The sequence below is a fragment of the Chamaesiphon polymorphus CCALA 037 genome, assembly GCF_003003845.1.
GTDB classification, from domain to species: Bacteria; Cyanobacteriota; Cyanobacteriia; order Cyanobacteriales; family Chamaesiphonaceae; genus Chamaesiphon; species Chamaesiphon polymorphus.
Genome location: NZ_PVWO01000478.1, coordinates 1 through 4,451 on the forward strand (window position 1 = coordinate 1; position 4,451 = coordinate 4,451).

Sequence of the window (4,451 nt, forward strand, 5' to 3'; positions counted from 1 at the left end):
TGAACTTTCCAGTTGAGATTTATACTTGCCTTGGGCCACAATCTGATGACCCTCCCTGAAAATGAGCGAACCGTAAGATCAAATAGTAATCGATTTAAATCTACTCTGAGCCAATTTTATGTCGATCTTTGCTCTCAAACGTCTGTGGCTCAAAGCCTTGACCTTCGCTACATTTGCCACTATTGCCATGCCGATGTCGGGACGTGCTGCCGAGCGAATTACTGGATATTTTCCACCATTTAAGGACTTTTCTGTCTCAGTGCGAGATCTGGAAATTTTTGCTAAAGATGGGACGATTCCTGCCGATTATGCAGGTTTAGCCAAACAAACTGCCCCGGAACAGTTGCTACAGTTGCGCGAGTTTTTGCAGCAGCGATTTGAGGTGAGTCCGAGATATGTCTCGCAATTTACTAACTCGCCACTGGTCGAAAAACTTTTGGAGCGTCTGGGGGATTCAATTCAAGCTGATTCGCGTCGGAACGGAATGAAGTCGATTAGAACTGGACTGATTCGTGCGGCAGCGGATAAACAACAAGGTTTAACTCTCATCAATTTTCTCAAGCAGTTTCCTGGTCGTGAAGTCAATCTGAATCTGGCTGAGGTATTTACCATTTATGATAATCTAAATGAATTGTTGAAACGTCGCGATAAAACGATCGTCGCGCTCGATCGAATTGCGGAGTCGGAAGCGGCAATTGCGCCGCAGCTCGATTTCTCGCAGCAGCCGGATTTGCGGCGAGCGGGGACATTTCGGTGGGAGAAGCGGAAGTTTGACTGGTTAGATCGCTCGCGGAATCGGCGGGTGCCAGGGGATATTTATTTACCACAAACAACTGCTACGAATCCGGTGCCAGTCATTGTAATTTCTCACGGTGTAGCTGGAGATCGGACTACATATGGTTATTTGGCCAAACATCTGGCATCTTACGGGTTTGCAGTTGCGGCGATCGAACATGTGGGTGGGGATGCCAATCGCTTTCGGCAATATTTTTCTGGTTTGGCTCCAGCTCCGAAAGCGACAGAATTGCTGGAACGTCCGCGCGATGTGTCGTTTGTATTAGATGAGATCCAACGTCGGGGCCAATCCGAGCCGACGTTGCGACAAGTTAATGTCGATCGGGCGGGACTAGTGGGACATTCGCTGGGGGGATATACGGTATTGGCGTTGGCTGGGGCGGAGATCGATTTCGATCGAGTCAAGCGGGACTGCAATCCCAATCGATCTTTAAATCTTTCTGTTTTGCTGCAATGTCGGGCGAATGAGTTGAAGCCCCAACGCTACGCGCTTGGAGATCCGCGAGTTAAAGCGATCTTTGCAATTAATCCTCTGAATAGTACGATTTTTGGCAAGCGGGGGATGAGTCAAATTCAGTTGCCTGTGTTTATGATGGGCGGTAGTGACGATCTGGTTACGCCTGCGGTACCGGAGCAAATTTATCCGTTTACTTGGTTGCAGACGCCTGATAAGTATTTGGCGATTTTGGAGAGGGGGACACACTTTTCGACTCAATCGATTCCGAATGGTGAGGGAATTTTCCCGGTTTCGGATGATTTAATCGGGCCAGATCCGGCACGAGCACGGGTGTATACTAGAGCACTCAGTTCGGCTTTTTTTCAAAGATATTTGGCTAACCGGAGTGAGTTTCAGAGTTATTTGACTGCGGGTTATGCTCGATCGTTGGAACGGGTTGGTGGGGGTGCGCGTAATTTAGCAGTTGCTGGGGGTAATAGGGAGTTAGGGTTAAATTTAGTGAGATCGGCTGCTGCGGAGCCGATCGTGCAGGCGTTGCAGCAGGATTCTCGCGCTCCAAAATTGGTGCCGTAGGCTGATTGTGACGCTCTCAGATCGATAGTGTAGAAGCATTATAATCCTCGATCGCTTCAAATAAGGCTTGAAAATTACCTTGCCCGAATCCTTTGGCGCGATTACGACGTTCGATGATTTCAAAGAAGAAGGTGGGGGACTCAAAGATCGGTTGGGTAAATATTTGCAGTAATATCTCTTCTGGCGTAGCTGTAGACCAATCCATCAATATTTGGAGCCGTTCGAGTTGTTGCCACTCGCGATCGGTTAATAGTAGATTTTGCTCGGATCTAGCCCTACTTTGCAAGTTGGCATAATAAGTTTGAGGGATTGGTAAAAAGCTTACAGCTTGTTGGCGCATAAGATCGATCGATGTCAAGATATCGTGAGTTTGCAAGGCGATATGTTGAATGCCTGCGCCACGATTGAGATCTAGAAATTCTTGGATTTGCGAATTAGTGGAACTCGGTTCGTTGATATTAAATCTAATCTTGCCACAAGCACTAACTAGAGCTTTACTTGCCAATCCCGATTTTTGGGTTTGAATATCGAATGTTTGCTGTACATCAAAATCAAACAGTTCTCGATACCAAGTTACTGCTGGTTCTAATTCGCCAGCCGCAACATTGAGCACGATATGATCGATACCAATAATTGTCTCATATAGGTCTGGTATCTGCTCCGAGCACGATCGATCTCGATCCCAAGTTACTGCTGGTTCTAAGTCACCAGCCGCAACATTAAGCACGATACGATCGACACCAATAATTGTCTCATTTAGCTCTGGTATCTGTTCTGAGTACGATCGAGATGAAGCTTGAATAATAGTATGCTCGATCGCACCCCAACCCCGAATTTTTAACCATTCTCGCTGGTCGTCTTCACTCGATCGATCGATAGTCTCGATTCCCAATCGTGATATTCTGCACCTAATTTCCTCTAAATCGTCTACCCTAAATGACACATCTTTGACGCCAGAGGGATGAAGATTGAGATACTCGGCGACGGGACTAGATGAAGTAAGAGGAGATGCGATCGAAAATAACAAATGAGCATTGCCGACTAGATACTGGACGGTATGTTCGTTCGCCTGCTGGCTGAGATTTTTTAATCCCATTCGATCGACTAATAAATCTAATGTTTGGGCCACATCTGTAACACAGAAATGAATGCAATCTATTTCCATAAAGTCAAATTCTAATTCACGTTTCAAAAGGATTGAAGCTTAAACCTGGCTTAAAAAATGATATTTATGAAAGAGGGTACTGTGATACCCTCTTTGAGAGAATAATTTCGATCGATACCAACACTTAATCGAGAGACGATGTTTAACAGTAGATGTTCGCAAATCGATCGATTATTTTGAGATTATTTCGTTGCCGCAATCAGACCAAACCGCACCAATCCGCTCCGATAACCCTCACTCATCAGCTTTAATGACATGGCAGCCTCGATCGTTTTCCAACCCGCCTGGAACAGCCCGAAAATGGCCTGTGGAGTAATCGCCGAATCGATGACTACATCCCAAAATGGGGCGACGGCGGTAGACCAATCATCGACGCGCAAATCTGTGAAACCACAGCGTTCGACAATCTCGGTATATTCAGGTAGCGAAATTACATATGGCAAACAATAAACTCGATAAATATCTTGTAAATGCTTGTGCTCCTCCGCTGTAAGCGGCGTTGCTGGAGTTGTGGGACGGTGACACCACGTCACGAAAATCAGCTTGCCACCTGGCTTTAAGACGCGATGACACTCTTTCAAAAATTTCACCTTATCTGGCATGTGTTCGCCGCTTTCTAACGACCACACCAGGTCGAAACTATTGTCGGGGAAAGGGATATTCAGCGCGTTGGCGACCTGAAAATCTGTCTTGGTTGCCAAACCAGCCGCGCGCGCTCTTTCCTTGGCGCGATTGGCTTGCACGGGTGAGAGCGTAATCCCGGTGACCCTAGCACCAAATTTTTCGGCTAAATAGAGACTGCTACCGCCAATCCCACAACCGACATCGAGAATATCGTGGGGTCGATTTGTGCTAAAGTCGCCAGACCAACTGAGAACTTCTTCAATGAGATCGATCTGTGCTTGCCGACGATCTAGTTTGAGCGTACCATTTTTACCATAATATCCGTGGTGCATGTGTTCGCCCCAAATTCCTTCCCACAGATTGCTCGAAGCATCATAAAATTCTTGGATTTGTTGGTATAGTTGGTTGCTCATTGCCGAAAGTCTCTCACCATAGTCTTCTCACATATTCTAACGAAATTACACTAAGTGAGTTTCGATTGCGCAAATTTTAATACACGATTTGGGATCGCGATCGATATTTTCTCGATCGAAATACCCTCTAATCGCAAGGCGATCGATTGGCAGATTCGAGAGAGATTAATTAATAGTTGGAAGAACGAACGACAAAATTTAATCCGAACAAAGCAAAAATCAAACCTTAGGATGTCTCCCAATCGGAGCGCGCGAATTCTAAGATATTTCGCTCGATTTCGTGAGATTCTGTCGCAATTATAAAATCTTCAAAATTAGTAAATTTTTGTTTGAAGTTGACGATAAAATGCCCTAACTCCTTACCTACCAGATGCGGTAATAACTTCATAATCATCTCGCCATTGAATTTAGCTTTAACCAGTTC

4 protein-coding genes are annotated in these 4,451 nt (G+C 45.6%); 1 reads left to right on the top strand and 3 read right to left on the bottom strand.

Annotated features, from left to right (window positions below; all coding sequences use genetic code 11):
- The first annotated feature begins 118 nt into the window (after positions 1–118).
- Entirely contained in the window at positions 119–1,825 is a 1,707-nt protein-coding gene (locus C7B77_RS24760; RefSeq protein ID WP_106311203.1) for an alpha/beta hydrolase, read from the top strand.
- A gap of 16 nt (positions 1,826–1,841) precedes the next feature.
- Here C7B77_RS24760 and C7B77_RS24765 read toward each other — a convergent pair whose 3' ends face one another.
- From C7B77_RS24765 to C7B77_RS30435, 3 genes are all read right to left on the bottom strand, one after another.
- The gene (locus C7B77_RS24765) at positions 1,842–3,017 is read right to left on the bottom strand and encodes a VOC family protein (RefSeq protein ID WP_219892271.1); all 1,176 of its coding nucleotides are present in this window, start codon (positions 3,015–3,017) and stop codon (positions 1,842–1,844) included.
- A gap of 155 nt (positions 3,018–3,172) precedes the next feature.
- Positions 3,173–4,027: a methyltransferase domain-containing protein gene (locus C7B77_RS24770; RefSeq protein ID WP_106311206.1), complete on the bottom strand. Its 855-nt coding sequence runs from the start codon at positions 4,025–4,027 to the stop codon at positions 3,173–3,175.
- 226 nt (positions 4,028–4,253) lie between these two features.
- The coding region (locus C7B77_RS30435) for a hypothetical protein (protein ID WP_219892272.1) at positions 4,254–4,451 on the bottom strand (198 nt) is incomplete at its 5' end.

What these genes read in the sequence shown, in the direction of transcription:
- C7B77_RS24760 (WP_106311203.1), top strand. Translation starts at nt 119, where the DNA reads ATGTCGATCTTTGCTCTCAAACGTCTGTGGCTCAAAGCCTTGACCTTC.
- C7B77_RS24770 (WP_106311206.1), bottom strand. Translation starts at nt 4,027, where the DNA reads ATGAGCAACCAACTATACCAACAAATCCAAGAATTTTATGATGCTTCG.